The organism is Nocardia rhizosphaerihabitans (assembly GCF_014646295.1).
Classification (GTDB): Bacteria; Actinomycetota; Actinomycetes; order Mycobacteriales; family Mycobacteriaceae; genus Nocardia; species Nocardia rhizosphaerihabitans.
This window is the reverse complement of sequence record NZ_BMNE01000003.1, coordinates 61,913-87,288: the sequence shown is the minus strand read 5'-3', so window position 1 is coordinate 87,288 and position 25,376 is coordinate 61,913. Positions and strand designations below refer to the sequence as shown.

21 protein-coding genes and 3 pseudogenes are annotated in these 25,376 nt (G+C 64.0%); 4 read left to right on the top strand and 20 right to left on the bottom strand.

Going from position 1 to position 25,376, the window contains the following annotated elements; genetic code table 11:
- Positions 1 to 6: 6 nt before the first annotated feature.
- From IEY60_RS13165 to IEY60_RS13150, 4 genes are all read right to left on the bottom strand, one after another.
- Positions 7 to 510, bottom strand: a complete 504-nt coding sequence (locus IEY60_RS13165) for a MaoC family dehydratase (protein ID WP_189027733.1) — start codon at positions 508 to 510, stop codon at positions 7 to 9.
- On the bottom strand, positions 507 to 1,691 hold the full coding sequence (locus IEY60_RS13160) for an acyl-CoA dehydrogenase family protein (protein ID WP_189027731.1): 1,185 nt from the start codon (positions 1,689 to 1,691) through the stop codon (positions 507 to 509). The genes IEY60_RS13165 and IEY60_RS13160 overlap by 4 nt, the downstream gene beginning before the upstream one ends.
- Complete coding sequence (locus IEY60_RS13155) at positions 1,688 to 2,182, bottom strand: MaoC family dehydratase (RefSeq protein ID WP_189027729.1); 495 nt, start codon at positions 2,180 to 2,182, stop codon at positions 1,688 to 1,690. Before IEY60_RS13155 ends, IEY60_RS13160 begins: the two co-directional genes overlap by 4 nt.
- Positions 2,183 to 2,316: 134 nt before the next feature.
- Complete coding sequence (locus tag IEY60_RS13150; RefSeq protein ID WP_189027727.1) at positions 2,317 to 3,753, bottom strand: aminotransferase family protein; 1,437 nt, start codon at positions 3,751 to 3,753, stop codon at positions 2,317 to 2,319.
- Between the two features lie 99 nt (positions 3,754 to 3,852).
- On the opposite strand from IEY60_RS13150, the gene IEY60_RS13145 reads away from it, so the two are divergent.
- Complete coding sequence (locus IEY60_RS13145; protein ID WP_189027725.1) at positions 3,853 to 4,398, top strand: MarR family winged helix-turn-helix transcriptional regulator; 546 nt, start codon at positions 3,853 to 3,855, stop codon at positions 4,396 to 4,398.
- Positions 4,399 to 4,430: 32 nt separating this feature from the next.
- Here IEY60_RS13145 and IEY60_RS13140 read toward each other — a convergent pair whose 3' ends face one another.
- Positions 4,431 to 5,888 carry an aldehyde dehydrogenase family protein gene (locus IEY60_RS13140; RefSeq protein WP_189027723.1) on the bottom strand — a complete coding sequence of 486 codons (1,458 nt, stop codon included), beginning with the start codon at positions 5,886 to 5,888 and terminating at the stop codon, positions 4,431 to 4,433.
- Between the two features lie 596 nt (positions 5,889 to 6,484).
- Here IEY60_RS13140 and IEY60_RS35690 point away from each other — a divergent pair.
- Both IEY60_RS35690 and IEY60_RS13130 read left to right on the top strand, forming a co-directional pair.
- Positions 6,485 to 6,745 (top strand): MDR/zinc-dependent alcohol dehydrogenase-like family protein, encoded by a 261-nt coding sequence (locus IEY60_RS35690; protein ID WP_229739791.1) that lies wholly within the window; start codon positions 6,485 to 6,487, stop codon positions 6,743 to 6,745.
- Between the two features lie 29 nt (positions 6,746 to 6,774).
- Positions 6,775 to 8,238: an aldehyde dehydrogenase family protein gene (locus IEY60_RS13130; RefSeq protein WP_189027721.1), complete on the top strand. Its 1,464-nt coding sequence runs from the start codon at positions 6,775 to 6,777 to the stop codon at positions 8,236 to 8,238.
- Positions 8,239 to 8,855: 617 nt separating this feature from the next.
- Here the strand turns inward: IEY60_RS13130 and IEY60_RS13125 are convergent.
- Together IEY60_RS13125 and IEY60_RS13120 are read right to left on the bottom strand one after the other, a co-directional pair.
- A complete protein-coding gene (locus IEY60_RS13125) occupies positions 8,856 to 10,217 on the bottom strand; it encodes an NAD(P)/FAD-dependent oxidoreductase (RefSeq protein ID WP_189027719.1) in 1,362 nt (453 codons plus the stop codon).
- Between the two features lies 1 nt (position 10,218).
- The gene (locus tag IEY60_RS13120) at positions 10,219 to 10,917 is read right to left on the bottom strand and encodes a transporter (RefSeq protein WP_373291723.1); all 699 of its coding nucleotides are present in this window, start codon (positions 10,915 to 10,917) and stop codon (positions 10,219 to 10,221) included.
- A 523-nt stretch (positions 10,918 to 11,440) separates the two neighbouring features.
- Here IEY60_RS13120 and IEY60_RS13115 point away from each other — a divergent pair.
- Positions 11,441 to 12,049 carry a TetR/AcrR family transcriptional regulator gene (locus IEY60_RS13115; protein WP_189027716.1) on the top strand — a complete coding sequence of 203 codons (609 nt, stop codon included), beginning with the start codon at positions 11,441 to 11,443 and terminating at the stop codon, positions 12,047 to 12,049.
- 19 nt (positions 12,050 to 12,068) lie between these two features.
- Here the strand turns inward: IEY60_RS13115 and IEY60_RS13110 are convergent, their stop codons facing one another.
- The 13 genes and pseudogenes from IEY60_RS13110 to IEY60_RS13060 all read right to left on the bottom strand — a co-directional run bounded on the left by IEY60_RS13110 (position 12,069) and on the right by IEY60_RS13060 (position 25,323).
- On the bottom strand, positions 12,069 to 13,658 hold the full coding sequence (locus IEY60_RS13110) for a PucR family transcriptional regulator (RefSeq protein WP_189029324.1): 1,590 nt from the start codon (positions 13,656 to 13,658) through the stop codon (positions 12,069 to 12,071).
- A gap of 142 nt (positions 13,659 to 13,800) precedes the next feature.
- The gene (locus IEY60_RS13105; protein WP_189027714.1) at positions 13,801 to 14,058 is read right to left on the bottom strand and encodes a DUF3263 domain-containing protein; all 258 of its coding nucleotides are present in this window, start codon (positions 14,056 to 14,058) and stop codon (positions 13,801 to 13,803) included.
- Between the two features lie 54 nt (positions 14,059 to 14,112).
- Positions 14,113 to 15,570, bottom strand: coding sequence for a flavin-containing monooxygenase (locus tag IEY60_RS13100; RefSeq protein WP_189027712.1), 1,458 nt, complete (start codon positions 15,568 to 15,570; stop codon positions 14,113 to 14,115).
- A 539-nt stretch (positions 15,571 to 16,109) separates the two neighbouring features.
- Positions 16,110 to 17,495: an MmgE/PrpD family protein gene (locus IEY60_RS13095; protein ID WP_189027710.1), complete on the bottom strand. Its 1,386-nt coding sequence runs from the start codon at positions 17,493 to 17,495 to the stop codon at positions 16,110 to 16,112.
- 103 nt (positions 17,496 to 17,598) lie between these two features.
- A complete protein-coding gene (locus IEY60_RS13090) occupies positions 17,599 to 18,321 on the bottom strand; it encodes a transporter (protein WP_229739789.1) in 723 nt (240 codons plus the stop codon).
- Between the two features lie 431 nt (positions 18,322 to 18,752).
- Positions 18,753 to 19,652, bottom strand: coding sequence for a phytanoyl-CoA dioxygenase family protein (locus IEY60_RS13085; protein ID WP_189027708.1), 900 nt, complete (start codon positions 19,650 to 19,652; stop codon positions 18,753 to 18,755).
- A 388-nt stretch (positions 19,653 to 20,040) separates the two neighbouring features.
- The gene (locus IEY60_RS13080) at positions 20,041 to 21,147 is read right to left on the bottom strand and encodes a Zn-dependent alcohol dehydrogenase (RefSeq protein WP_189027706.1); all 1,107 of its coding nucleotides are present in this window, start codon (positions 21,145 to 21,147) and stop codon (positions 20,041 to 20,043) included.
- Positions 21,056 to 21,364 (bottom strand): annotated as a pseudogene (locus tag IEY60_RS36725) (hypothetical protein); the annotation flags it as partial. The gene IEY60_RS13080 and the pseudogene IEY60_RS36725, both read right to left, overlap by 92 nt.
- Before the next feature lie 21 nt (positions 21,365 to 21,385).
- Positions 21,386 to 21,441: pseudogene (locus IEY60_RS36720) on the bottom strand (hypothetical protein); the annotation flags it as partial.
- 22 nt (positions 21,442 to 21,463) lie between these two features.
- A pseudogene (locus tag IEY60_RS36485) lies at positions 21,464 to 21,883 on the bottom strand (aldehyde dehydrogenase family protein); the annotation flags it as partial.
- Positions 21,884 to 22,084: 201 nt separating this feature from the next.
- Entirely contained in the window at positions 22,085 to 23,458 is a 1,374-nt protein-coding gene (locus IEY60_RS13070; protein ID WP_229739788.1) for a glutamine synthetase family protein, read from the bottom strand.
- Complete coding sequence (locus IEY60_RS13065) at positions 23,448 to 24,080, bottom strand: hypothetical protein (protein WP_189027704.1); 633 nt, start codon at positions 24,078 to 24,080, stop codon at positions 23,448 to 23,450. Before IEY60_RS13065 ends, IEY60_RS13070 begins: the two co-directional genes overlap by 11 nt.
- A gap of 217 nt (positions 24,081 to 24,297) precedes the next feature.
- The gene (locus tag IEY60_RS13060; RefSeq protein WP_189027702.1) at positions 24,298 to 25,323 is read right to left on the bottom strand and encodes an alpha/beta hydrolase; all 1,026 of its coding nucleotides are present in this window, start codon (positions 25,321 to 25,323) and stop codon (positions 24,298 to 24,300) included.
- Positions 25,324 to 25,376: the final 53 nt, after the last annotated feature.

Sequence of the window (25,376 nt, the reverse complement as noted above, 5' to 3'; positions counted from 1 at the left end):
GGTCGTTCACTGGTGGTTCCCTTCATTCATTGCCTGATTGCCTTCCGACGCGCGACGGCGGCGGACTCGAACACTGCGGTCGGCCTCGAAAACCACGTCCCCGCGCTGGTTGACACCCCAGTGATGGCACTCCACAACCCCGGAGTCCTCCTGGTCGTCGCGGACACCGGTGATCTCGGTGTAGGCGTACAACGTGTCGCCGTGGACCACCGGTGCTTGGAGCCGCATGCCGGTCAATCCGAGTTCGGCGATGGCGTTCTCGGAGACGTCCTGCGAAGCGAGCCCGATGACGATGGACGCGGTAATGCCGCCGAACACGATCCGCTGCCCGACCGGATGGCCGACCATGGAGTGTTCGTCGAAGTGGGCCGCCGCGGTGTTGACGACGAGGTTGGTCAACAGCACGTTGTCCATCTCGGTCACCGTTTTCCCGCGAGCGTGCCGGAACTGTCGGCCCACGGTGTAGTCGTCAAAATATGTATCGGCTGCGGTCAAATGGTCGATAGTCATCGGGTAGCACCCACCTTGCCCAGCAAGCTGTCGGAGATGATTTTCAGTTGGATCTCCGAGGTGCCCTCGAAGATCTTCGTCAGCCGCGCGTCCCGCCAGTAGCGTTGCGCCGCGAAGTCTGTGGTGTAGCCGGAACCGCCATGGATCTGGAGTCCCTCGCTGGTCACTCGCTCGGCCATTTCCGAGGCCATGTATTTTGCCGCGGAGGCCTGGGGGCCGCACGCCTGGCCGGCGTCGATCTGCCTTGCGACGGAATAGGTCAGCTGCCGGGAGGCCTCGATCTGCGCAGCCATCTTGGCGAGCTTGAACCGCAGGCCTTGGAATTCCGCGATCGGGTGTCCGAACTGCAGTCGCTGCTGTGCGAATTCCAGCGCGTCTTCGAGCGCGCCGGTCGCCAGCCCGACAGCTCGTGCCGCGGTGTGGACGCGGGCGAGCTCCAAGAAGGACATTCCGGTGTAGAAGCCCTCACCCTCTACTCCGAGTAGCGCATCCGCCGGAACGCGGAAGTCCTCGAACACGAGCTCGAAGGTGTCCCATCCGTGGTAGCCGATCTTGCGGACAGGGGTGGCGTGGACCCCGGCGGGGAACTCACCGGCGGTCTTCTCTACGAAGAAGACACTGATGCCCAGGTGGCGCTTCCGGCTGGACGGCGGGGGCGTTGTCCGCGCGAACAGCACGATGTAGTCGGCCATATCCGCGTTCGTGCACCACATCTTTGCGCCGTTGATCACCCATCCGTCGCCATCGCGCACGGCTCTGCAGGTGATGCTGGCGGCGTCGGAGCCGGTGTCGGGCTCGGAGAGCGCAAAGGACCCGATGTACTCGCCGAGGAGCGCACGCGGCAAGAGTGCTTCACGTTTGGCCGCGCTGAGCCCCGCGGGCAGCACCGAGCTGCGAATGATGCTGCCGACGCTCATCCAAGCACGGGACAGTTCCTCGGTGACGAGGATGTACTCGAGCGCACCGAGGCCAAGGCCCCCATCGCTTTCCGGCGTCATGATCGCGAAGAAGCCGATCTCGCCCATCTTCTTGATGAGTTCCCTCGGGATCTTCCCGCCGATCGGGTCGAGCTCGTTGGCCAGTGGCAGTACTTCCTTGCGCGCGAATTCGCGAGCGAGCGCCTGAATCCCGAGCTGATCCGCAGTGAGCGAGCTGTTGTTGCCCGCGACATGTGTCTTCATGAACTGGGAGTCCCTCCAACAAGATTGGTCCTGGTGAAAGCGAGCACCGTGGCGCCCGACTGGTTGAACCCCTTCGAACGCCAGGTGACGATCCCACCGCCCGGCCTGCTCCTCGATGGCCGAAGGGCGACCACCTCACTGACGCCGGTCAGTGTGTCCCCCGGGTACACCGGCTCGAAGAACTCGAGGTCGTCGACGCCCAGGAAAGCGCCCTCGGTAGTGCCTTCGCTGAGGTCTTCGACCGAGAGTCCGAGAACGGTGAGGAACGTCAGGTAAGGATTCACCGGCGATGTGGAATGCCCGAGCTCGCGGGCCGACTCGGAGTTCACGTACAGCGGGTTGTAGTTCAGCGTCAGCGACGTGAACAGCATCGAATCACTCGCCAAGACCGTGCGGCCCCAGTGATGGACAAACAACTGGCCGAGCGCGAATTCATCGAAGAGGCGCCCCTTCCTCGCGCTGCCGATCTCGGCAAAAGTCAGTTCGGGCACAGTGGGAAACCTCCATGGTCTACATCGTTAGTGTTCATAATATTAGCCTTCTAACTAATGGTCAACTACAGCTCCGCGCTGGAGCGGGCAATGGACCCGGAAATCTGGATGGAGCGCCCACCCCTAGCCGATGGTCACCGACCGACCCGATCGAGCACGGCAGCCACCGAAGCGTCCAGGGTCGAGATCAGCTGATCGATCTCCGATTCGGTGATCACCAACGGTGGCGCGAAGGAGACGCACCCGTCGTATGCGCGCAACACACCGCCGCGGCCGAGGGCCTCACCAGGAATGAGAGCCGGGAAGTCCGTGCCACCTGCTGCCGCGAAAGCCTCCGGCGGGTTCAGATCGATGGAGACGATCAGCCCGAGGCTGCGAACTGCCCCGTAGACTTCCCGCGTCGCACTGAGCCGCTCCAGTCCAGCCCGGAAGTACTCCCCCAGTTTTCGCGAGCGCTCGACCAGGTTCTCGTCGTGGATGATCCGGAGGTTCTCCCGGGCGACCGCGCAACTCACGGGGTGTCCGCCCGTGGTGAAGCCGTGGAGCATCGGGCGGTCCGATTCCCGGAAGACCTCGTGGATCCGGTCGGACAGACCGACGGCACCCAGCGGGAGGTAGCCGCTGGTCACACCCTTGGACATCAACAACATATCGGGGTCTGCACCCCAGTGCTCCACGGCGAACATCCGCCCGGTCCGCCCGAAACCGGTGACGACCTCGTCGGCGATCCACAAGATGCCGTGCCGATCCAGCAATCTCCGCACTTCAGGCCAGTACTCCGGAGCCGGCATCGGACTGCCCGCCGGCATGGAGATCGGTTCGGCCACGAAGGCGGCGATGGTCTCGGGACCTTCTGCCAGGATGCGGGCCCCGAGGATCGCCAAATCCGCCTGCCAGTCGGCCGTCGGTTGGGGGACGTGGAGAAAGCCGGGCTGAAGTGGCCCGATACCGACGTGGAACTCCTTGTCCCAGGTCGCGGCGGTGCCGCCCATGGTCATGCCGTGATAGTTGCGTTCTCGCCCGATGATCTTGACGCGATCGGGTTCACCACGAAGCCAATGGAACAGCCGCGCGAACTTGTATGCGCTGTCGTTGGCTTCCGATCCACTGTTGGTGAAGAAGAACTGATTGATCTCGCCCGGGGCGAGCGCGGCAAGGTCGCCGGCCAGCGCCAGCGCCGGAGGTGTGGCTCGGCCGAAGAACAGGGTTCCGAAGGCGAGTTCCTCCATGCTGGCCGCGGCGACATGTGCCAATTCGCTGCGCCCGTACCCGACGTTGACGTTGATCAAACCGGCCATGCCGTCGAGGAGTTGGCGACCATCGGCGGTAGTCAGGGTCGACCCGGTGGCACTGGCGATGACAAGGGGACCGCCGGCTGCTACGCCCTTCAGCAAGCTCATCGGATTCACAAGGTTTCCGACGAACGGTTGCGTGGATTGCACGACCTGCATGCACGTTCCTTCCTGCTCCGGTCCACTCCCACTACAGGAGCGGACATCGCTCGGATGCGACTCGATTGGCGCCGGATTCGCCGAGCAATTACTTAGACTTGATACTATTAGAACTGACACTATCTTGGCTCCGCAGGGGAAGGCAATATCCTGTGAGCTCTAACTGTTCGAGTACGCTCCGGGTGCAGTTTCCAACCCGGTCACGCGATAGGAGCACCCGTGCACGACTCGCAAGCCCTGCAGTACGAGCGCCGGTTGCAGGAGCGGGCTCTCGAAGTCGACCCTCATGCCGATGTTGACGGCAACACCGCGATTCTCAACATCCTGCGGCTCGCGAATGTGGTGGGAGAAGACTTCGAGAAGCACATTCACCGCCCCCGGGGTTCCACTCGGGCCGGGTTCAAGGTGATGCTCGCCGTGTGGGTGATGGGCCCCCTCAGCCAGACCGACCTCGCGCGCTACTCCAACGTGACAGCCGCCTCGATCTCCAGCGTCCTCAACAAGCTCGAACGAGCAGGCATGATCCAGCGGACCCGAAGCGAGACCGATCGGCGAACCGTGACCATCGAGTTGACGGAGGCGGGGACGGAGAGCACCAAGGAGCTGTACCGGCTGCACCTGGCCCGAGAAGCTGCCTGGCTCGACGGCCTCAGCACCGCAGAGAAGGTGTTGCTGGCCAAGATCTCGCGCGACCTTCTCAGCCACCGTCCGTCGCTTCCGGACGACTCGCAGCCGACGACCCCGGTGTCGGCCGACATCGGTTGACATTTCGAGGCGCCCAGCGCACCGACTCGGGTTCACGCGACAGCGATGCAGACGTTTTTGACCTGAGTGTATGAATCCACGGCCGCCAAGCCCTTCTCGCGACCGAACCCGCTTCCCTTGCGTCCACCGAACGGCATCTCGACGCCGCCCCCGGTCCCGTAGTTGTTGACGAAAACCTGCCCCACCTCGAGTTGGGACGCTGCCGCCAGCGCCTCGGCGACATCGTCTGTCCAAATTCCGGCAACCAGTCCGAATTGGCTCGAGTTGGCAATCCGGATGGCCTCATCCATGTCGGTGATGGTCGAGATACCCAGAACAGGACCGAACAGCTCGGTCTGACTCAACTCGGCCCCGGGTGCCACGTTGTCGATCACGGTGGGCAGGACGAAGTTCCCCCGAGGAAGGCGGCTGCCGGGATCGCCGCCTGTCACGACCTGGGCGCCATCCTCTTCGGCCCGCGCCACATATTCCAGGACGCGATCACGCTGCTCGCCCGAGATGAGGGGCCCGACCTCCGTTCCGGCGGCCGTCGCTTCGCCGACTCGCAAGTTCTGCGCCTCATCGACGAGCAGTTCGCGCAGCTCGTCGTGTAGTTCAGGGAGGACCAGGACCCGCGATCCGGCGGAACACGCTTGCCCTGCGCTGCGGAACATGGTGCCGGCGATGGTTTTGGCCGCGACCGCCAATTTTGCGCGGCTGAGCACGATCTGCGCCGACTTTCCCCCCAGTTCCATGCATACCGGCGCGACTCTGCGCGAACACAATTCCATCACCCGTCCGCCGACGCCTCGCGAACCCGTGAAAGTCAGGTGCGCCACGTCTTCGTGCATCACCAGAGCCTCACCGGTTTCAGCGAAGCCGTGCACAACGTTGAACGCACCAGGCGGAAGCCCCGCCTCGACAGCCAGCTCTGCGATAGCCGTCGCAGTCAGCGGACTGCGCTCCGAAGACTTGAGAACCACCGTGTTTCCGGTAGCAAGGGCAGCCGCGACGCTGCGGGAGATCTGTTGCAGCGGAAAGTTGAACGGGACGATCACGCCGCACACACCCCATGGCTCTCGCAACGTGTAGTCCACCAGGCCTCCCGAGAGCGGGATGGAGGCACCGCCCACCTTGTCCGCGATGCCCGCGTAGAACTCGAAGTAGCGTGCAGCGACCTCGACGTCCATCAACCCCATCGAGAGCGGGATTCCCGCGTCCACGGCCTCGATGGTCGCGAGCTCGGACCTACGCTCCCTCAGCAATCGGGCGATGTTGTGCAGCGTTCGCCCTCGCTGCGCGAGCGGGGTTGCGCCCCACGCTTGCTTGAACGCCTGGAGGGCGTCCGTCACGGCGGATGCGACCAGCTCGGGTCCTGCGGCAGTCAGCGAGGTGACGATCGAGTTCGTGGACGGGTCCTCGACGTCGAAGGGGCGTCCGTCCGACAAGATCCGGCTGCCGGCGACAACACCTGCGTGGGCCTGAAATCTGGCGCTCAGCGTTTCGTTCATGACGGGATTCCTGTTCTCTATTTCTCTTCTCCGGGCTGCGGGGTATTGCCGACGGATCGGCAGTTGGGGCGTCGGCGCCCGATCGAGACCGAGTACCGCGCGGCAGACCGACTCAGGACGATCACCGAAGGCGACGCACCGCTCGGTGCACCGACCTCCACGGAATCACCTGGTCAACGCCGCCTAGCTCCGGCGGGCGACAGCCTGTTCGCCGAGCCAGGTGTTGACACCGACATCACCCTGCTGCACCATCTTAGTCATACGTTTAAGTCAAATGATAGACATCATTTGCGGCGAATCCAGGCGAATCAATGCGAAGCAACCTGTGAGCGCTCCCCGCCGTGACAGCTGGGCTCAGCGAATCGTTAGAGGAGACATCGTCATGATCGACAGCCACGCCGCGGTGCTCGCCGCGGTCGACGAGGCAGCGCGTCAGTACGGCGCGACCCACGTCATCAACGGAGCGGACGGCGACCCGCGCGAGCTACCGCACCATCAGTTGGGTGACGGTGTGGACTACTCGTTCGAGGCGGTCGGTTCGGCCCCGCACCGCGGCGACGGCACTGAGCCTCCTGCGTCCGACGGGTACCGCGTGCTTGGTCGGAATCGCGCCCGAAGGAACCGAACTCAGCGTCTCGGCAACAGACTTCTTCTTCGAGGAGAAGCGGCTGATCGGTTCCTCCATGGGCTCGGGCCACGCACACCAAGACATTGTCGAGCTCGCGCGCCTGTACCAGCACGGGCGCCTGCTGCTCGACGAGATGGTCACCAGCGTCGTGCCCAGCGAGATCAACGAGGGCTTCGAGGCAATGAAGTCCGGTGACGTCACTCGCATCGTCGTTGACGTCCAGTCCTGACAGTCGAAATGAAAGTTGAAGTGAGCTCAATGGCAAGCAACGAAGTCACGTTCCCGACTCCGGTGAACTACATCGCCGACGAGTGGTGCGAGTCCGCGACGGTCGGTGACGCGTGGAACGTCGACCCCAACACGCGTGTGCCCGTCCACCAGCAAATCACCACCCCGCCTGACGATCTCGAGCGCGCGCTGCGGCACGCGGAGCGCTCCTACGACATCGGCTGCTGGGACGAGGCAGCTCGGAGTGCGCGCGCCGACATTCTCGAACGCGTCGCCGAGATCATCGAGTCTCGCCTGGAAGACATCGCCCGCACGGACTCACTGACAACCGGCATCCCCATCACGGTCACACGCACAATTGCGGCCTTTTTGCCCGCGCGCGTCCGAGCGGCGGCGTCGGATCTGGTGAGCACGCCGCGCGTCACAGCGCTGGCAGCCGGTGGTCGCGACGTCCGCCTCTACCAGGTGCCGTGGGGGCCCGCGGCGATCCTGACGCCGTGGAACGGACCGAGCTTCATTCCGACTATCAAGATCGCGAATGCCATCGCGGCGGGCTGCCCCGTCATACTCAAGCCTTCGGAGCACGCTCCCGCCAGCACGCAGATCATCGTCGAGTGCTTCGTCCAGGCAGGCCTGCCCAGTGGCGCTTTGCAGATGGTGCACGGCGCCGGCGACATCGGTGCCGAGCTGTGCGCCGACCCGCGTATCAAGGTCGTCTCGTTTACCGGCGGACCTGGAGCCGGTCGCGCTGTCGCGCGGGCCGGTGCCGAGGACTTCAAGGTTCTGCAGCTCGAACTCGGCGGCAATAATCCGGTACTCGTGCTGGACGACGCCGACCTCGACGTCACCGCCGACGGGATTGTCGAAGGCATGACCAAATTCAACGGCCAGTGGTGCGAGGGACCGGGCAAGATCCTGGCTCCCCACAGCTTGGTCGATCCCCTACTCGAGGCGTTGACCGAGCGGATCTCCAAACTGGTCGTCGGACACTCACTCGACCCGAAAGTCGACATCGGCCCGATCTCCAACAGGGCCCAGTTCGAGGCACTCCAGGGCGGGATCGAGAAGCTGCGTGAGCTGGGGGCGACAATTCGGCAGCCCGCCCAGATGCCGGAACTCGGAGGCTTCTTCATGTCGCCCACCATCGCCTCGGGTGCTGACCCGGCGAAAGCCACCGCGGAGCTGTTCGGTCCGGTCGTCTCTCTGCACGCAGTGAGCTCGAGTGAAGAGGCGTTGCGCATTGCGAACGCCAATCCCTCGGGGCTCGACGCCTACGTGTTCGGGGCCGACACGCAGCGCGCGCTCGACATCGGCTCCAAGATCATCGCGGGCGAGGTCCGGATCAACGGTGCCAAGCTCGCCGACCTCGGTGAAGACTCAGCCCAGAGCTTCTGGGGTCCGTCCGGCATCGGCGGCCACGGTCCGGCCGAGTCGGTGCGCGTCTTCTGCGGTCACCGGGTGGTGGGAGTCGACTCACCCGATCTGCCGTTGTGACCTGCACTCGGCCATGATCTCCCGGCGGGCACCGCGACCAAGCTGTGCCCGCCGGTCACCCCCGCAATGTCGGTCTTTGGTGAACAATGAGCGGGGGCTGCGAATTCTCGGCACGATCCGCGAATCGCCCAGCGTCGCTGAATAATCGGTGCTCGAGGCACGCTGGGCTGAGGGCACCGAGATCGGGCAGGCAACATCTCCGCGATCCGCAGTTCCCCTGATCACTTCGTTCGCCGACGCGCCGTACCCGCAGTGTCAGCAACGCGCACTGCTCGCGCTGTCGCGCCCGCTCACCTGACGCCTCTCCAGAACCTGGCCGACCGCATGGCCGACGGACCAGCGCATTGTTTACGCACGCTCATGACGCCCATGTGCTGGCCGCCGAGGGTGCTGAGCTGTCGTTGCGCAGGGTCTGGCCGACGTTGCGATCGTCGGCTGCCGGAAAGACGAACTTTGAGCACGCCGGGTCATGCTGGGAACGTAATGGCCTCGACGGGAAGAGATTTGGCCGTCGGGCAAACGAGCGGCCGACAGGCCCAATCGCCGCGAGCGGTCGGGTGCCGTCGGCCCTCACCTCAGTATGCGGTGGGGCTGACGGCCGCCCGCCGGCCTCACCCTCAGCTCGTGGTCGGTTCCGCGCTCATCGAGGCACCTCGTCTGGCATTTCTTCGGCTTCCGTTGACCATGTCATTGAAACGATCGACGGCCCATACGGCCCGCAACGCTGTTCGGCCCATCACAATCGCCGGCGGAAACTTGGGCTTGTCCTTCCACACATTCCGCAGATCCTTGTGCCGTTCACCGTCGACGATCAGATCGGCGATGAGTGAACCGAGGTAGGGCGCCTGAGCCAGGCCGTGGCCGTTACACGCAATGGAGTAGAAGACGTTGTCGCCGACCTGCCCGGCCACCGACTCCCATGAGGATGTGATCGCGATCCAGCCTCCCCAGGCACGATCCACAGCGACATCGGCAAGTGATGGGAACCGCCTCGCAAAGGCGCCTGCGAGCTCTTCGACGAGCGCGGGATCCGGCTGTTTCCGCGGGAGCGGATAGGAAAAGCCGCGCTCGAGCCGTCGCACTCCGAACACGATTGTGTTGCGGGACGTCAGCCTGTAGTTCTCCATGATGTTGTGCTGAGTGGCCACCCCCGAGCGACTGCTCCACCCCAGTGCAGCCAAACGGTCGGGGGCGATCGGTTCGGTCTCCAACTCGATGATCCAGACGGGGACAGCGAGGTGACGAGGCGTGATGTCCCACTCTCCCGCGAACGCGTTCGTCGCCAGCACCACCCGATTCGCCCGTACCTCACCCTGGGGGGTGGTCAGGACGACCTGCCCACCATCACGTGTGACACCGGTGACCTTGGTCCGCTCGAAGACTCGCGCAGCCGAGTCCAGTAGTGCGCGACGTACTCCGGCAGTGAACTTGCCGGGGTTCATCATTCCGCCGATCGACTCACGCATGCCGCCGAGAAATCCCCGCGGGATCCCGAGTTCCTCGCTCGTACCCACCTCCACGTGACCTCCGGCCCGGCGGAGGATCTTGGCCACCCGGCGCACACGCCCCAACTGGCCCCGAGACACCGCCGCCAACACGTTGCCCGTCGGCTCGTAGTCACACTCGATGTTGTGCGTCCGGATGAGCCCCTCCACGTGGCGCGCGGCATTCTCAGCGAGCCGGACCATGCTCGGCATCTTCTTGCCGGCGAACAGGTTGAGCAGCTGGATATCTCCGCCTGGAGCCCCCACCAGCTGTCCGGCGTTTCGGGAGCTCGAGCCGTACCCGCAGAACTCGGCCTCCATCAGCACGACGTCTCGACCACGCTCGGCGAGCCGAAGCGCCGTCGACATTCCGCCCAGGCCCCCGCCGATGACGGCCACCTCGCAGGTGATGTCGGAGGCCAAGGCTCGTCGGACGTCACCGGGCGGATCTACCCAGCCACTGAAGTCGGTATATGCAACCCTGTCGGTTCTCATTTCAATTCTCCTTCACGATGCGTTCTTGTCCTCGGCTCGATGCGACAGCGCGCACCACGCCATGTTCAGATGCCGGTTGCGAACCCGTCTCCTCACGATGGGCATGCAATTTCTGGTACGAGATGTAGTAGGCGTAGAGCTGAAATCCCCAGACGGCGAGAGCGAAGATATAGAACTTGGTGCGCAATTCGTCGTCACCCGGGAACCGGAAGAAGTCGTCCATCAAGGCGACGGCGGTTCCCGCGGCGGTCGTCAGTCCAGCGCCGATGGCCAGACCCTTGGCACCTATCTGCCAGAGCCTCCACGAGAAATAGATCAGGAACACTGTCGTCAGCGCGTTGGTGATGAGGTAGAACGTTGCCGGGCCCATATAGAACTCGGGGAAACGGAACTGCTGGAGGTACACCCCTGCACCGATGGCCAGCGCAAACGCACCGATTTCGACCGCCACAGGCGGCTTGTAGCGATGGGTGACCTGCATCAGCCCCAGGACAAGGATCAGGGTCAGGCCGAATGAGCGCGAGAAGGCATCGAAGAAGTAGACCAGGGGGACCTGGATGCTGTGCTTATCGTTTCCGAGCAGTATCCAGACGAGTACGTTCAAGCCGGACGTGCCGATCACGATCCACTCCAGGCCGAGCAGATAGTTCTTGTACCGCCGAATGAACTTGAACCCGTAGGTGAAGCCTGCGAAGGTCATCCAAAGATCGGCCAGTAGGGCCAGTAAGAGGAGTATTGCCTCCACGTTTGTGTTCCTTTGAGTCAGGCCCGCTCAGGAGAGCAAGAGGCCGGTTGGTGTGTCGGTTTTCGACGAATGGCATCGGATGCGGACGCCCGTCTCGATTGTTGATTCAGGAAGCAATACCTCCAGCCGGCCGACATGAACAAGCGTCCAGGTGCGCGGTGACCGCCGCGCGTGGCCGAGAGCCGCTGGAGCCCGTGGCCGATCCAGGCGTCTGCCGTGGCGTGCGGGCCGAGTCGAGTGACCTCGTTGTTGCATGACAGTCCATTCCGCGGCGCTTCCTGCTCGCCCCGCCGGGCACTGTGGCCCGATTCGTGATGCAGCTCATACAGTACGCAACGCTAGTCATCTGATCAAGATGTTTGTTTTAAATGCTTGACTAAGTTCCCTGCCCGAACCACTGGGCAAGCACCCTCGACTGCTAGGCTTGGACCGACTTAATCAAGCGTCCAACACCTGGACGCCCGCCTAGGGAGGGCTCGTGTCTCGGATCACCGTTGCCCAGCGGCGCAGCGACCTCGTCGCCGCAGCAGTAGAAGTCATCGCGGTCCATGGCGTCGCCGGCGCGACAACCCGGCGGATAGTCGAGCAGGCCGGGGCCAACATAGCGATGGTTCATTACTGCTATGACTCCAAGGACGACCTCTTCGCCGATGTGTACAAGTTCGCGCTCGCAAGGTTCCGCACTGCCCTGACAGAAAGTGATCCACACACGGACCTGAAGGAGACAGCTCGCCAACTCCTTCGCGGAGTGATGAAGGTCTACCTCGAATCCCCCAGTTTCACCGCGGCGACATTGGAGCTCATCAGCTGGGCACGGCGTCGACAGGAGGGTGGTGTCATCGCTGTATACGACAAGTCGCTCGACACCGCCCGTGCCCTACTTCGCGAGGCCAGCTGGGACCGTCCGGTCGAGTCGGCGACGATCGATCAGATCGCCTTTCTCATCTCCATCTTGGCCGACGGCGTCGCCCTCCACTGGCTGAGTTACCGAGATCTGTCCAGCGCAGCGGAGCAGATGGAGATCGCCGTATCCACCCTCGACAGCTGGCTCGAGGCTCGGCTGGAATCGGCACCGGCAGATCTCTGATCGAAATGTCGTTCGATGGTCAACGTTGCCGGCCACACAGCAGGTCGTCGACGAGAACCGCGACATGCAGGGAGACGAGGATGTCCGGATCATCGAGGTCGACGTCGAGGACTCGAGCAATGCGGCCGATGCGGTCGTAGAGTGCCGACCGGGACATGTGCAGTTCGGCCGCGGCGTCGGATTTGCTGCCGGGGTGGCGCACGAGTGCTCGCAACGTGACCATCAGGTCGCCCTGGCGGCGGGCGTCGTGTTCTTTGAGTCGGCCGAGCTCTCGATCGGCGAACAAGCGCAGCCGGTCGTCGTCGGCGAGCATTCTCAACAAGCCCCGCAGATGCGCATCCTCGAGCCGGTACACGGCTCGGTCCGGCGCTTCCGGTCGAATCGAGTCCACGATGTGAAGTGCTTCGCGCAGGGTCCGGTCCACCTCCCCTGCACGCTCGACGGCCCGGCCGGCGGCCACGACGATTCGAGTCGTCCGGCTGTGAACCCGCTTGACGAGGTCGTCGGTCGCGGCGGCGGCATCAGCATTCATCGGGAAGGACAGCAGGCACCGCACCACCTCGTCGATCTCGCACACGAGGGCCGGCACGCACAATTCGTGTGTCGAGTGCACCAGTGCCCCAACGACGGATTCCAAACGTTCTGCCTGCCTGGCCGGCTCGTCGGCTGCTCGGTGCAGTCGGAGCGCCATCCCGACCAGCTGCCGGTCGACCAGCGGCACTCCCGCCAACTCGCAGCGTCGTTGTAAATCCGGAGCACCGGGATCTCTCAGTAGGCGCACGATGAGTTCGTGTTGGGTACGGCGGACCAAGCTGTCACGCTGGCGATCGTGCAGACGGTACGAGGCCAAAGCCGCGGCCGCGCGTTCAGCGGTCGCGACAAGACGTTGGCTGGGGGCGATGGGAGATTCGATGATCAATCGCCCCCAATCTCGGTCAGGCTTGCCCACCCTGGTCAGCAGCCATCCGCTCGCTTCGTCCCAGTTGGTGCGTGCGTCGAGCGCGATCGCGCGTGAACGGGTTCGCCAATCGGCCAGGAACGAGGAGGTATTGCCGGGGCCGGGACGGTAGTCGACGATGTCCTGGTGCCCGTCTTCGAGGACGACGGCAGCGCCCGCCAGGCGCTGCACCCATTCCAGAATCTCGACCGGCCCCGCCTCGGCGATGCTGAGCTCTGTGAAGATCTCGTGGACGCGTTGCGCTTCGCGAAGTTCCTCGACCTGCCGGTCCACGATCTGTTCGCCGAGAGCCTGTGCCACGGCAGCGAATCGAACTTCCCGAGAGAGCGCGATAAGCGGCAGAGACAGCCGCTCACATGGAATTGCGAGCGCTGCGGGTATCTCCCGCCAACGTCGTCCCAACTCGATCGCAAGCCCGGCAACGGCACTTCGATCAAGACTCTCGGCGAACGCGGCCAGGTCTTCAGCGCCATCGGGCAAAGCAATACCGGTGGTGAGAACGAAGTCGCCACGGCGCAGCAGGGGCCCGATGTCGGCCAGTTCTGTTGTGTGCACCCAATGGACCGAACGGCTCAGTCCGGCAGCACCCGCTACCACGACCGGTCCGGCGTTGCGAAGCGCCGGGACGGCCAGCGCCTCCCTGACGGACATGCCGGCCACGCTGTCTCCTTGGGTGATTCCAACTGCGACCGTCGACCCGAAATCGGCGGAATGACTTGCACTTCAACGGATCCGACAATTCTGCCGGTACGCTGGACGACCGAGGCTGGCGTGCCGACCACACACCCTCCGTTCAGGATGCTCCCACGGCCAACCGCCCCAGTCGCTCGTGGCACTGCCAACGCAGGGTGATCACGGTCGACCACTGCAGTGCACGCGCACCCGGGGAGGACAACAGACCCAACAACCGCAGATGGAATTCCGTCGGTCTCAGCCCGAACCGGATGAAGGCCTCGTCGTCGTTACCGCCGTACGGCGCCCACTTGGCCGCGAATTCGAGCATGTCGATCTCGAAGGGATCCATCTGACCGGCCGCCTCTCCGTGTGGCATTCGGGTGCCCTCCTGTATATAGATCCCGGCGTAGTGGTTGCGCGGGGACCCTTCTCAGCTGTCGAAGCGGAGAACGCCGTCGTCGATCGACTCGAGCAGGCGCACTGTGTCCGCGTAGTTCTGCGGGTTGACCCACGGTTCCCGGTCGCTCTGCAGTGGCAACCTGCCGGCGGCACGTTGCAGATATCCCGAGGTCACGTCGCTGACGTAGGGAAGCTCAGCCATAGACTGCCCGGCCACGGGGACCGGGGTGACACTGGTGAGACCCCGCTCGTCCATGTGCTTCAGGATCCGGCACCAGAATTCGTTGACCAGTTCGATGCGGAGAGTCCAGGACGCGTTGACGAAGCCGAAGCCGTACAGCAGGTTCGGGACCCCCGAGAAGGCCAGCCCCTTGTAGGTCCAGCAGCGGCCGAAATCGACTGGGTCACCGTCGATGTCGAAATCGGCTTCACCGCCCAGGACTATGTCCAGACCAGTTGCTTTCACGATGATGTCGGCCTCGATGTGCTGCCCGTTCTGCATCGCGATACCTGTGCGGGTGATCCGGTCGATGACGCCGGTAGCGACATCGGCCCGCCCCTCACGAATCGCGTGGAACAGATCGGCGTCGGGCACCACGCACACACGCTGGTCCCACGGGTCGTATGCGGGAGTGAAGTGCTGTTTCCGAACCTCTTCGCCGACGATTTCGTCGATGGCGTCGAAGATCAGCTTCTTGAAGACCTGCGGACTCTGCCGGGCCGCCGCATAGTTTTCCTGCTGGCTGGCGAGATTTCGTCCTCGGATCTGGCGAAACGCGGCTTCGGGTCCGAGTTCCTCCCTGAGCCGCGCAGTGTCGGGATCCACACCCGGTTCGATGTATACGTAGCCGGGTGACCGCTGAATCATGGTCACCTTCGCCGCGTCCCGGGCCAGGCTCGGAACAAGGGTCACCGCAGTGGCTCCCGAGCCGACCACAGCAATCTTCTTGTCGTTGTAGTCGAGATCATCAGGCCACTGCTGTGGGTGCAGCATCTGCCCACCGAAGGACTGCTCCCCGGGCAGGGGCGGGTTGTAACCGCCGCGATAGCTGTAGTAGCCGGTGGCGAGGTAGAGGAAGCGACATCGCAACGTCTCGTCGCGGTCGTCGCTCTCGATGGTCAGCGTCCACGCCTTCTCGACACTGCTCCAGGACGCGGAGCACAATCGAGTCCCGAGGCGGAGCCGTTCGGTGACTCCGAAGTCATCGGCAACCTCTTGAAGGTAGTGCTTGATCTCTGGCCCCGAGGCGATCGCCTGTGGCTCGGTCCACGGCTTGAACCCATACCCCAGCGTGAACATGTCACTGTCGGAACGGATTCCGGGATACCTGAAGAGATCCCAGGTGCCGCCGAGGGACTCACGCGTCTCGAGCACTGTGAACGTCTTGTCTGGACAGTCCTGTTGCAGCTGCACGGCGGCCGCTATGCCGGAGATTCCGGCGCCGACGATTACCACGTCGAACGAGGTCTCGCGGGTGGGGGTTTTCATAGTCACTCCTCAGTGATGCCGGGTGGCGGCAGGCAGATACGGGGCCGACGCGGGTCTGTGTCGAGACGCCCGGCGCGGCAGTGTCGCGCCGGGCGTCGTCAGGCCCAGCCCCTGGCCGAGCCTCGCAAGCCCCGGGAGGCCGTCGACTCGGCCGGGTTCAGACCAGTTCGAAGTTAAACACTTGACTAAGTCGTTTGATTAAACAAGCACGATTCTGAAGTGTCAAGACCCGGGCGAGGTATCTCAGGAAATGCGGAGGACCATCCCGACTCTGACCGCCTGCCTGCGGGTTGTCGATGTGCTCGTCGGGCTCGAAGTCATGCCTGCCGCGAGCGCTTCGGCGGCCGCGAGCTGCCTCTGGTCGGGCTGTGTCGCGGTGGCGAGGTTGACGACCGGCCGACGTCGGACACCACTACGTTTGCGCGGCCGGCAGCGAAGGTCCGTGCAGTTGCAGAACCGAATCCGCCGGCACCGCCGGTGACGATGACGGTGCGGTTGTCGATTCTCGGTGGGGCTCGGAACGTGGCGCGAAGAGCCGATCACTCCAGGCGGAGAAGGCTTGTCACGGTGGAGACATTGCTGCCGTCGGGCAGCTCCTCGATTGCCCTTATCAACTCGGTGCATCGTTGGGACCCGACCACGGGGCCGACAAGCTCGTGGAATTTCTCGCGCACAATCGCACGCCGGTCGCTCGCTGTGAGAGGTAAGGCCGAGTCAGCCGAGGCATGCAGTTCCGTCCCTCCCTCGAGCACAACGCGGACATGGGTTTGCTGAGTGCGTAGTGTCGCATCGAACCGGATCCGGACGCGTTCGGCCACCGACCTCAGGTCGGGGTCGAGGACTGTCGCGTGGGTGAAATCTTCGACCTGGCACGAACCCCGAACGAGAGCCAGTGCTGCGGTGAACGCCAGGCTGAACTTGCCCTCCAACGGTGTCGTGGCCACCGGGATCGCGCAGACAGTTCGCAACAGCTCCGGCACCGTCAGCTCGATCTCGCGCACGCGCCTGGGGTCGAGACCCTCGCGCAAAGTCAGCAGCGCATCGATCGCTGCGTGGGTACCGAAGCATGCAGCGTGCCTCTTGACCAAAACCTCACGTAGGTACCATCTCTCGGCAAACGGAACGATCACCGATTCAACAGCGGCCGCTTGACAGTGAGTTGCCGCGAATCCACCAGGTCCGAAGAGGGCATCACCCGGAGCTGTGACACCGGCCGCGGCCAACTGGGCCGAAAAGAGTCCCGCCTCAGACGCCCGCCCTACCTGCATCGCTTTACCCATCGAGCCGAACACCGCGCGTAAGCCTGCAGCTTGGGTCGCTGCGAGACCCCAGGCGCGTTGAATGCCGGCCGGCCCGAGACCGAGCAGGTGCGCGGCACCGGTTGCGGCTCCGAAGACTCCCACCGTGGCGGTGGGATGGAATCCCGCCTCGTAGTGCCGGGGCGCAAGCGCGGCACCGATGCGGGCTTGGGCTTCGAACCCGGCGATGTACGCGGCGAGCAGTCGGCCGCCGTCGACACTGGTCGGATCGGCTGACGCCTCGGCTTGCGCCCACACGGCGGGAAGAAGTGGTGCAGACGGGTGAAGCCCGCCCACAGGCAACCAGTCATCGAAGTCCAGAACATGAGCCGCGATGCCGTTGACCAGCGCTGCTGAGCGTGGCCCCACACGGGCCCCGTCGCCCAGTCGCGTGCAACGACCAGAATCGTTGGCGACCTCAGCCACCAGCTGCACGACTTCCTCGCACGAGCCACCGATAGCAGCAGCCAACGTGTCGATGATGCAATCCACCGCGATCTCGACGACGTCCGCCGGAACAGCCGCAAGTCGAAGCGCCGCCGCTTCCGATGCAATGTCGGCTTCACCAGCGCCCGTAGTTTCCGTCATCAATTGGTCCCTTCGGAGGATCGTGCCGTTCAGCAGCACGGTGGTTCATTCAGTGGTATCAATCCGGCATGATCGTCGGGCTGACGGCCTTCGCCCCGCGAGGCGGACCGAGCCCGCCGATTTCATCTCTCAACGTCCCTTGTCAACGTGCGCTTGTTGTCGGCTCGCCGCGATCGCTCGTGGTAACACTGTGTTGACCGGACATTGGTTCCGCTCCCATCCGTGCGTTGTGGTTATGCAACGCGCGGTAAGCGAAGTAGTACGCGCAGAGCTGGAATCCCCAAGTGGCAAGAGCCAAGGTGTAAAACGTGGTGCGGGTCGCGTCGTCACCCGGGATCCGGAAGAAGTCGTCCATCAGTGCGACAGCGGTGCCCGCGGCGGTAGCCAGCCCAGCACCGATCGCCAAGCGTTTGGCACCAATCCTCCAGAGCCGCAACGAGAAGTAGATTAGGAACAGTGTCGTCAGCGCGTTGACGACGAGGTAGAACGTTGCGGGGCCCAGGTCGAACTCGGGGAAGCGAAACTGTTGCAGGTACAGCCCCGCGCCGGTTGCCAACGCAAACACGGCGATGTCCACCGCCAACGGCGCCTTGTATCGATGGGTGACTTGCATCAACCCTAGAACGACGATCAGGGTGATGCCGAATGATCGGGAGAAGGCATCGAAGAAGTAGACGAGAGGGACTTGAAGGCTGTCCTGATTGCCTCCGAGCAGGAGCCAGACAAGAGCATTCATACCGGACGTACCGACGATCAGCCACTCCAGTCCGAGCAGGTAGTTGTCGTAGTGCCGAATGAATTTCCATCCGTAGACGAAGCCCGCGAAGGTCATCCATATATCAGCAAGCAGGCAGAGCAATTCCATGTTCGTGTTCCTTCGAATCAGGCCTATCCGTCGCGCAGAAGGCCGGTTGGCGTTGTGGTTTCGGCGAGCGGGGGCTATGCGTACGCCACATCACGCGCGTTCGGGTTCAAGCGCGGCACTTCGATACCCGCCGGCATCAGTGTCAAGATCAGCACGTTCACCAGCAGGAAGCGGCGCGAGCCATGAGAGTCGGTAGCCGATGCCGAAACGATCCCAGGCGGTGAACTCGAGAAGGGTTCTGCGAAACGGACTTCGGAGGGGCGCGGGACGCCGCCGACCACTACGGTCGACGGCGAAACCCACCGCCATGCAGGCGCCGGCGAGATTCGATGACTTGCCGCAAATATGGTGATGCTGCGTCGAACGCAGGTGCTATGTTCCGAGACCTAGGAAAAGGCAGCATCATGCATACATCGCCTGTTTGGCGTCCGTCAGACTCGGCCCGGCAGGCCAGCGCCGATGGCGGTGTAGTCGTCACGGCTGAGCAGTTCCATGGGGTCGGATATCTGCCCACCGACTTCGACCCAGCCGACGTAGTGTTCCGAGGACCAATCGAGTGCTCGCTGGATCTGCTCCGGGAACGACCGGATCTCGTCGAGGGTGTAGGTGAGGAAGGGATTCTCTTCGGGGCGCAGGAACGCGAGATCGTAGCCCGTCGAGAGGCCGAAGCGATACTCGTTCTCGGTCGTGTTTTCGCCACCGCCGTGGTATGTGGAGCCGATCCAGATGAGCGCGGACCCAGCCTTCATCACTGTCGGGACCGCTTCCTCGGGCCGCGGAGCGCGGTTGTCATCCCACAGGTGTGAGCCCGGAATCACCATTGTGCCGCCGTTCTCGGCGGTGAAGTCGCTGATCGCCACCATGATCTGCACCCGCGCTTCGCGCTGGTAAGTGGGATGACGCCACAGCCAGACCGTGTCATCGCGATGGAGCGGCTGGCGTCCCTGCCCCGGACCGATCTTGATGGCCTGCGTACCGCCGATGTGCATACCTGCTGGGCTGGTCACCGAGTGCTCGCCCAGGAAAACATCGATCGGTTTGTCGAGAATGCGCTCGGCGATGCTTCGGTACAACGGGTTCAACACGATAGTCACCATGTGTTCGGTCCGCGCGAACAAGCCACCGGCACGCTTTGTCTTGTTGCCCGCGAAGACCTCGTCGTGGCCGGTGTCGATCCCGTCCAAGATCGGGTTCAGGTCACTTTTGATGCCTTCGATGGTGGCCACATCGAAGAGCCCCTCGATGATCACGCCACCGTCTCGCATGATCACCTCCGTCGCTGCTTCTGCCGTGACGTCCGGGCTGAGACGGGTGAGTTCGTTGGTCGACATGATGGTCCGTTCGTAGTAGTCAGCGGGGTTGCCCCGACGGAGCGCCGGGCCGATTCGTGATGGAACTCATACTTTACCGATAGTTAGTCATCTGATCAATATGTTTGACTAAAATGCTTGACTAAGAAGACTCCCGAGGCCGCGGTGTCGGTGCCACCACCCGCTAAACTTGTTTGACTTAATCAAGCGTCCAACAATTTGGGCGTGCTGCTCAGGAGGATTCCTGTCACGGATCACCGTTGCCCAGCGGCGAAGCGATCTCATTGCCGCCGCTTCACCGCCAAGGACCACGTCCAAACCTGTTGCTTTCACGATGATCTCGGCGTCGATGTGCCACCCGTCCTGCATCGCTATCCCCGTGCGGGTGATCCGATCGATCGCACCGGCTTCATTCCGGCCTCCTGAGATCGGCGACCACACGGGTAACTCCGCCGTGTTTCATGAGCTGGAATCCGTCGTTGATCTCGTCGAGACTCAGAACTACCGAGATCATGTCGTCGAGGTTCAGCCGACCCTGGTTGTAGAACGCGACGTAGCGCGGGATATCGACGGGAAACCGGTTCGCACCCATGAACGCTCCTTGCAGGCGCTTATCGGAGACGAAGAGCTCCGACGCGCGCACAGTGACCGGCTGGCTGTCCGGGACGACTCCGAGGACGGTAGCCGTACCACCCGGCCCCAGCATGGCGAACGCCTGCTCGACCGTGGCAGCCAGACCGATCGCTTCGAAGGAATAGTCCACTCCCCCACCAGTGAGTTTCCGAACAGCTTCGACGGAGTCGACCGCGCCGGCTTCCACCGTCGCTGTGGCGCCGAACTTCAGCGCGTCGTGCAGTCGAGCAGCGACGGTGTCGATCGCGATCACCTGGGCGGCGCCGGCGATGCGGGCTCCCTGGATCGCCGCGATTCCGACACCGCCACATCCGAGAACAGCGACCGTCGACCCCGGTTCCACTCGGGCGCTGTGGAATACGGCGCCGACCCCGGTGACGATGGCACAACCCAGCACAGAGGCGGCGGCGAGCGATGTGCTTTCGGGGATACGGACGATCTGACGTTGGTGCACGACCATCGCGGTGGAAAAGGCCCCCAGGCCCGCGGTGGGGTGTACCGACCGCCCAGCCTGATCGGTCAGCACCGGCCGATCTCGCTGCCGCAGCCGGTAGCGGTTGGCGCACAAACTCATCCGGCCGACCAGACAGAAGTGACAACTTCCGCAGAAGGCGCTGACACAGGTCACTACGTGGTCACCGGATCGAACGTCCGACACCCGACTGCCGACCGCGCGGACTACACCGGCTGCTTCATGGCCCAGGACCGTTGGGCAGGTGGTGGGAAATACTCCCTCCATCTCGTGCAGATCGGACCGGCACAGTCCCGCGTAGTGCACGTCGATGAGCACTTCATCGGGGCCGGGATCGTCGAGCTCGAGCGTTTCCAGCTCGAGCCGACCAGGTGCGGTGCCGAGCACGGCGGCGGTGATCTGTTCTGGCATGACAGGACCCTCCGGTTGTCGTAGTTGGGCGGCTGAGCGATTCCTTGTTCACACCGCGATTCAGGTCGTCTCGAGCTGGGTGTATTTGTCGAGCCCGTAAGCGCCTCTGTCGCCGCCGTGGCCGGCAGACCACGGGACCGAAGATCTCGTCTCGGGCGATCTCCATCGAGGGGTCGGTTCCGACGAAGACCGCGGGAGCGATCGCACACCGTTCCGCATCGCCGGCTCGAGAACAACACTGTTGCCGGCCATCAGCGCGGGGACTATCTCGAGCATCGCCAGGCTGAGCGGGAAGTTCCAGGGGGGTAATGGCCGCCACCACTCCCACCGGTTCTCGGGTCACCAACGCCGCAGCGTCCGGTACGCCGTGCGGCGACAGATCCATGAGCTTGTGGGCCAGCTCGCCATACCAGCGGAGAAGCCTTGCAACGGAGGCTATTTCGACATCGCGGGCCTCGCGGGCAGGCTTGCCCATCTCGCGCGATATCAGCACAGCCAACTCGTCGGCATGCTGCTCGATCAGGTCGGCCCAGGCGATGAGGATTCGACCGCGCCCGACAGGCGCCATACGCGACCAACTGCCGCTCTCGAAGGCAGCGCGTGCCGTCTTGACGATGCGCTCGACATCAGCAGCAGTGGCCGCCGGCACGCTGGTGAAATGCTCGCCTGCCCACGGGTCCCACAGCGGAACAGTTTCGAAGTCGACTGCGTTGCCCCAGCCGCCACCTTCCCACATCCCGAACGATGTCGGAACGGTGGCGGCCAGGGCACGCCACTGTGCGCCGGTCGACATCACACCTCTGCGCCGGCGTGGAGTCCGCCCGCGCAGGCCGCACCCACGTCGTCGAGCAACCTCGAGCGCTCGGCGAAAATCGTCTCACCGGTGACTTTTGCAGTCATGGCTTCTTCCTTCTTGCCGTTGCGCCGAATTCGCCGATCAGACCAGTTCGAAGTAGCGGATCGATTCCCAGACCGAGATCTGCTCGTCGTCACGCTCGGTTTGCGTGTGGTAGGACAGCCACTCCCAGCGACGCAGGCCGATCCAGTAGTCGATGAACTCGTCACCGAGGTAGCGGCGCAGTTGGGTGTCCTTCTCCAGCGCTTCGATGGCGTCGTAAAGATTCGACGGAATCCTCGCGATCTCGCCAGGAGGCAGCCCCCACGCCATCCTTTGATGGGGCGGCGGAGGAGTCACCTTGTCGTCGAGGCCTGCCAGGCCCGCGGCGAGGAAGACAGACAACGTTTGGTACATGTTGGAATCGGCTGCGGGAAGGCGGTATTCGAGCCTGGTCGCCGAATCGCCCGCCAGAATCGCACGGACCGCACAGGATTTGTTGAACACACCCCAGGTCTGGGTAGTGGGCGGGCCCTCGAGTTCCTGTAGACGCCTGTACGACGTGATCGTCGGCAGCGCGAAGCTGGTCGATGCCTCGAGCGAACCCATCACTCCGCCCAGGAAGTGCAGCATCCGCTCACTCGGCCGGTCGGCGTCAGCCGAATCGAAGAAGATGTTCCCGTTCTCGTCGCTCACCGAGACGTTGAGATGCGAACCCTGGCCGTACTCGGCGGACAACTTCGACATGAAGGTGACGCTGCGCCCGAGCGAGAGCGCGACTTCACGCATGACGTGGCGGACCCGCGCCCAGAGATCGGCGGCCGCAACCGGGTCTGCCGGAGCGAGGTTGAACTCGATCTGCCCGCTCGCGGCTTCGTCGGACCATGCCTCCCAAGGAATTCCGAGTTCCTCGAACCGGGCCACGACCGCCTCCGTGTAGGCCATGAAGTCCGGCGATTTCGCGAGGACCAGCGCGGCGCCGGCGGTCCCGCCCAGGGGCGTCAGATTCTGGAACTGCTGAGCCCTGGCCTGATCCATGGACTCTTGGAACACGCTCGCTTCGATTTCGACAGCCGCGCGGACAGTGAGGCCACGCTCGGCATACGCAGCGACGATCCGCTTGAGTGTCTGCCGCGGGTCTGCTGCCACCGGTGCACCCTGAACCGTCCAGAAGTCACAGATGACCGAAGCCAGGCCCGGCTTCCACTCGATCAGAGTGTCCTCGTCCGGGCGGAGCACGATATCCGGCATGAAGCCGCCGGACCGCCAGTGCGGCAACTCGAATCCCAGCGCTCCATGGTTCGTCAAGTCCAGCCCCAGAGCGAAGTCCGGAACCGCGAACCCCTTGGTCCGTCCCGACCGATACTTCGAGGCGGACAGCGTTTTGCCTAGCAGTACGCCATCGTGATTGGTCGCTTCGAGACGGACAGCGGACGCCGATGTCATTTCGTCGAATGCGGAGCGGTCAGAGCTCACCACACACCACCTTCAGGTTGGCGCCGAAAAGCGCGGAGAAAACAGGAAACGAGACATCGATCGCGAACTCGCCACCCTCGAGTTCCTCGACAAGAGTCGACCGCCCCTCGAAGAACCGAGCGAGAGCGGCCGAAGTACCGAGAACCGTATGGCCGTCGGGTTGCGCGTCACCGAGCCCGATCGCCGTGCCGTCGTCGGCGCAGACGACACCCAGTCCTGCCGGGATCCCCGGGGCGGCGTTGACCCGTTTCCAGAAGCCCTCCGCAGCAGAACGCCAGTCGACATCGCGTCCGGCCAGCAGCTGCTGGACGTCCTTGGCGAAACCGTCCGGTCCGTCCTCGGTCGGAACTGGGTTGGACCAGCGGACGTTCCAGGTGATCTCCGCTTCGGCCGGCGCATCCGCGGTCACCAGAAGGTCGGAGCCCGAGAGGGTGACGTGGGCGCGCTGGCTATCGGTCGTGGATGCCAGGCACACGGTCCTGGCTTCATTGCCGGGAGCGGCTGTGACGCCGCGCGCGAGCCCTTCTCGCAGGCAGCGCGCGACCGACAGGACCATCGGCGTCCGCCGCCCGACCACCGTGACCGCGCCGGCCCCGGGATCCAGGGTTGTTGCTTGTGACATGACTTACCTCGCGTCAGAAGTTAAACACTTGACTTAGTCGTACGATTAAAACCCCGTGATCGGGCCGTGTCAAGGCAGTCGAGCAGGGTTTTTAGGAGGAATACAGAGGATTTGCCGCATGAATCTCCGGCGTTCGACTGCGGCCAGGCCGGAAAGGCGGGCCCGTGACGATCTGCGAACGACGAACCGTCGCCGAGCAGACCGGGACTACCTGCCATCACTCATGCACGCCCGGCTCAACGGCGCCGCGGTGGCCCAGACTGCCTGAGTTCCTTTGAACCAGTGGACTTTCCGTCGACTGTCGGAGAAACTCGCACACCACATCGATCGCCTGCCCGGATTGTGCGAACAGACCTACCTCGGGGAAGAACCCGTGGAACACGCCGTCGTACCGGACGGCGGTGACCGGAACGCCGTCCGCCGCCAACCGCACGGCGAAAGCCTCGGCATCGTCGCGGATGGGGTCCACCTCCGCGGTCACGACCAGCGCGGGCGGCAAGCCCTGCAGCGATTCCGCCCGCATCGGAGCGGCGAGCGGATCCGCCTGCCCACCCCACTCGGCTCCCACGTACTGGCTGTAGAACCACTTCGCATCTGCGGCGCTCAGGAGTGGGGCGTCGGCGAACTCCGTCCAGGAGTCTCGGGCGAACCGGTCATCGACCGCGGGATAGACGAGGACCTGCGCCGTGGGTAGGAAGCCGCCGCTGTCGCGCTGCACGAGACACACTGCGGCCGCGAGGTTTCCACCGGCGGAGTCACCACCGACGGCGATGACGTCGGGGTCGACGCCGAGGTCGCTCGCCGACTCGCGCAGCCAGGCGAAGGCATCGACGGCGTCTTCGAGCGCTGCGGGATACGGGTGTTCGGGAGCCAACCGGTAGCCGAGCGAGATCACCGTCCACCCGGATCGCGCCGCGATCGCACGACAGACCTCGTCGGCGCCGTCGAGTGTGCCGAGCACGAATCCCCCGCCGTGCAAATACAGCAGCGCCGGAGTGCGACCAGCCGGGTCCCGGCGGTACACGCGAGCGGCGATTTCACCGCCCCTGGCCGGAATTCGGACCGGCTCGGCGACGGCGATCGGCGTGATCGGATGCTCCGCGGGTGCTGTCGCGAGCAGCTTCCGGGCGAGGTCGGGCCCGAGTTCGCGCACCGGGGCGGGGATCGCCGTGGCGATCATCGACGCCACGTTCTTGGCATGGTCATCCAGGAGGTCCCAGCAGCGTGGAGTGCTCTCGGTCATCGTTGTCGCCTTTCGGGTGATTGACAAAGCGTCATCCGTTCCCGACGATCATA